At 43.1% G+C, this 4052-nt stretch carries 4 protein-coding genes; 3 read left to right on the top strand and 1 reads right to left on the bottom strand.

Annotated elements, in window-relative coordinates:
• Positions 1-644, top strand: a 644-nt coding sequence (locus IQ242_RS18435; RefSeq protein WP_193960968.1) for a Uma2 family endonuclease, incomplete at its 5' end; no start/stop codon positions are given.
• A 10-nt stretch (positions 645-654) separates the two neighbouring features.
• Here the strand turns inward: IQ242_RS18435 and sufR are convergent.
• Complete coding sequence (gene sufR, locus IQ242_RS18430) at positions 655-1293, bottom strand: iron-sulfur cluster biosynthesis transcriptional regulator SufR (protein WP_190358759.1); 639 nt, start codon at positions 1291-1293, stop codon at positions 655-657.
• Positions 1294-1507: 214 nt separating this feature from the next.
• Between sufR and sufB the strand changes: the two genes are divergently transcribed.
• A complete protein-coding gene (sufB, locus tag IQ242_RS18425; RefSeq protein WP_002783201.1) occupies positions 1508-2950 on the top strand; it encodes a Fe-S cluster assembly protein SufB in 1443 nt (480 codons plus the stop codon).
• Positions 2951-3139: 189 nt separating this feature from the next.
• Positions 3140-3910: a Fe-S cluster assembly ATPase SufC gene (gene sufC, locus IQ242_RS18420; RefSeq protein WP_002795094.1), complete on the top strand. Its 771-nt coding sequence runs from the start codon at positions 3140-3142 to the stop codon at positions 3908-3910.
• Positions 3911-4052 lie beyond the last annotated feature (142 nt).

Raw genomic sequence — 4052 nt, 5'->3', positions numbered from 1 at the left:
GCGAATTTTGGAGTGATGAACCACCCTGGGAAAGTAACCTACATCTACAACAAATTATTTTATTAATTCAGTGTTTAGAATGGTGGTGGCGCGAGCGAGAAGATTATTTTGCCGCCGGCAATTTAACCATTTATTACAGTCCTAACCAGAAAAAGTCAGAATTCTGCCGTGGTCCCGATTTTTTCGTCGTTTTGGGGACAAATCCCAATCCCAACCGCAGAAGTTGGGTAGTTTGGCGAGAAGAGGGCAAATATCCCAATTTAATTGTGGAAATTCTCTCCGATAGTACCGCCAAAGTTGACCGAGAGGAGAAAAAACAAATTTATCAAGATATATTTCGCACTCCCGATTATTTTTGGTTTGACCCAGAAAGCCTAGAATTTGCAGGATTTACTCTAATTAGCGGTCAATATCAACCGATTGCCCCCAATGCTCAGGGATGGCTCTGGAGTCAACAATTAGGCTTATATTTGGGTTTATCCGCCAATAAATTGCGCTATTTTACCCCCGAAGGGGAATTAGTACCTACTCCCGCAGAAGCGGCACAACAGGCAGAAACCCAAGTTGAACAGGAAAGGCATAAATCCGCAAAATTAGCGGCTAAACTGCGGGAATTGGGCATAAATCCCGAGGAAAATCTCTAATCTTTTTCTGTCAACCCTTGCACTTAATTAGATAACCACATCGTTGCTCACCTTGATTGATCCAGTGAGTCCGTTTGATCGTACAATCAGGCAGCAGCATGGCAAACATTTCTAATTCATGGCCACAGATACTGGGATAGGAACCGGCCACCTCAGCAATAGCGCAATGATGCTCGGCCAGGATATAACTATTTTCTGCTTCCAGTGCCACTAATTCTGCCATGTAACCCTCCTCTTGGCGAATTTCCAGCAATTTTCTCATTCTTTCCCCTAAAGACCCCTTGCCGAGGCGCAATTGATATTCTGCCGCTTTGCGTTGCCACTGTTTTTTGAGAATTTCCCCCACCTGTTGCTCTCCCACCGTCTCCACGAGAGTATTGAGGAAAGAAACGGCGAAATTATCGTAATTATGGGGAAAACGGCCACGACCTTGACGACTGAGACGATAAATGTGCTGGGGTCGTCCTATCTTATTTTGTACCGCAAAATATTCGATCAGTCCTTCCCCCTCCAAATCCTTAAGATGGCGGCGCGTCGCTTGCGGACTAATAGTTAACTCCTCAGCCAAGTCTTGGGCGGTAGATTGACCGTTTTTGAGCAAATATTGCAGAATATCGTCTTTCGTCGAGGCGGGTTGAGTCGTGGTCATGATACCAAAAACAGAGGCTTTAGCGTACAATTGCTGAGGGTCAAGGAGCGGCCAATTACCCCTACAGAGTAACTTGAATAACAGAGGTTTATCAGCATCCTCTCAAATTTTCCCTGACTTTGACAACAGCTTTGTTGTTAATCTATTATATAATCAATTTAAACAACTTTCTTGTTGTTTAACTGCCTCCCGCGTAGAGAGAACACTAACCCCCATGAGTGCAACCACCGTTAAAAATCTCGTTAACCAACCCTACAAGTACGGTTTCATCACCGATATTGAATCGGAAACCATCCCCCGCGGTTTAAATGAGGAGATTATTCGCCTAATTTCAGCGAAAAAGAAGGAACCGGAATTCATGCTCGATTTTCGTCTCCGGGCCTACCATCAATGGCAAAAGATGACCGAACCCAGTTGGCCGCACGTTTCCTATCCTGCCATTGATTATCAAAATATTATCTACTACTCTGCACCTAAACAGAAAAAAGAAAAACTCAACAGTCTTGAAGAAGTTGACCCCACTTTAATCGAAACCTTTGAAAAATTAGGCATTCCCCTTTCGGAACAAAAACGCCTTTCTAACGTCGCTGTCGATGCTATCTTTGACAGCGTTTCTATCGCCACAACTTTTAAAGAAAAACTAGCAGAACAGGGGGTTATTTTCTGTTCTATTTCGGAAGCTTTACAGGAACATCCCGACTTAGTGCAGAAATATCTCGGCAGTGTGGTTCCCGTGGGTGATAATTATTTTGCCGCCCTTAATTCTGCCGTTTTTAGCGATGGTTCCTTTGTTTTTATCCCCAAAGGTGTCGTCTGTCCGATGGAATTGTCCACCTATTTTCGGATTAATAACGGTGAGACGGGACAATTTGAAAGAACTTTAATTGTCGCTGAAGAAGGGGCATCGGTAAGTTATTTAGAAGGTTGCACCGCTCCGATGTACGATAGTAATCAACTTCATGCCGCCGTCGTGGAATTAGTCGCCCTCGATAATGCGGATATTAAATATTCGACGGTACAAAATTGGTACGCTGGCGATGCCAATGGGAAGGGAGGTATTTACAATTTCGTCACTAAACGGGGTCTGTGTAAAGGAGTTAATTCTAAGATTTCTTGGACGCAGGTGGAAACTGGTTCGGCAATTACTTGGAAGTATCCCAGTTGTGTCTTAGTCGGCGATAATTCCGTCGGGGAATTCTACTCAATTGCCCTAACTAATAACAAACAACAGGCCGATACAGGTACGAAAATGATTCACATTGGCCGCAACACCAAGAGTACCATTATTTCTAAGGGAATTTCTGCGGGTAACTCCCAAAATAGTTATCGCGGTTTAGTGAAAATGGGACCGAAAGCCAAGGGAGCAAGAAATTACTCCCAGTGTGATTCTATGCTGATTGGAGATAATGCTGAAGCTAACACTTTTCCCTATATTCAGGTGGATAACAACAGTGCTAAAGTAGAACACGAAGCTTCTACTTCTAAAATCGGTGAAGACCAATTATTCTACTTCGCACAACGGGGTATTTCCGAAGAAGATGCTGTCTCTATGTTAGTCAGTGGTTTCTGTAAGGATGTCCTCAGTAAATTACCGATGGAATTCGCTGCTGAAGCTGATAAACTCCTCAGTCTCAAGCTAGAAGGAACCGTCGGATAATCAGTAAAGTAGGGTGGGTTAGGCGATAGCCGTAACCCACCAAAAGCTAAGTTAGGCGATAGCCGTAACCCACCAAAAGCTAAGTTAGGCTATAGCCGTAACCCACCAAAAGCTAAGACAATTTATCCATCAATTGATGATTCGCCGTCAACCACCAAAACTAATATTTTTGTTCTAGAAAAACATCCCATGAGTGAAGTAATTTTATCGGTAAAAAATCTAACCGCTAGTATTGATGGAAATCAGATTCTTAAAGGAGTTAACCTCGAAATTAAAGCAGGTGAAACCCACGCAATTATGGGGCGCAATGGCTCAGGAAAAAGCACCTTTTCAAAAGTAATCGCTGGACATCCCGATTATGAAGTAACTGGGGGAGAAATAATTTATAAAGGCGAAAACCTTTTAGACAAAGAACCCGATGAACGAGCGCTTATGGGTATCTTTCTCGCTTTCCAATATCCCTTAGAAATCCCCGGCGTTAGTAACCTCGATTTTCTTCGCGTTGCCTACAATGCCCGACAAAAATATCTAGGCTCGGAAGAATTAGATAGTTTTGACTTTGAGGAATTAGTCGAGAAAAAACTAGAAGTTGTCCAGATGAATCCTAGCTTTCTTGGCAGAAGTTTAAACGAAGGTTTCTCCGGTGGTGAGAAAAAACGTAATGAAATCCTACAAATGGCTTTATTAGAACCTACTTTAGGAATTCTCGATGAAATTGACTCCGGTTTAGACATCGATGCTTTGCGAATTGTTGCCCAGGGAGTCAATCACTTAGCTACTCCCGATAACGCTTTTTTACTTATCACCCACTATCAGCGTCTGCTCAACTACATTGAACCCGATGTTATTCATGTTATGTACGATGGGCGCATTGTCACCAGTGGCGGTAAAGAATTAGCCCTCGAATTAGAAAGAACTGGCTACGATTTCCTCGACGAACAAGTATTAGCCGTTAAGTAATCTAGCTATCAGTTATCAGTATTCAGTTATCAGTTATCAGTTATCAGTATTCAGTATTCAGTATTCAGTTATCAGGAGATGGCTTTTATTTATTCTCCCCACACCCCACACCCCACACCCCACACCCCACACCCCACTACCC

The sequence above is a fragment of the Microcystis sp. LEGE 08355 genome (assembly GCF_015207185.1).
GTDB lineage: Bacteria > Cyanobacteriota > Cyanobacteriia > Cyanobacteriales > Microcystaceae > Microcystis > Microcystis panniformis.
This window is presented reverse-complemented; position numbering and strand designations above follow the sequence as displayed.

Coding starts and splice junctions, on each gene's coding strand:
- sufR (WP_190358759.1), bottom strand. CDS start 1,293: ATGACCACGACTCAACCCGCCTCGACGAAAGACGATATTCTGCAATAT.
- sufB (WP_002783201.1), top strand. CDS start 1,508: ATGAGTGCAACCACCGTTAAAAATCTCGTTAACCAACCCTACAAGTAC.
- sufC (WP_002795094.1), top strand. CDS start 3,140: ATGAGTGAAGTAATTTTATCGGTAAAAAATCTAACCGCTAGTATTGAT.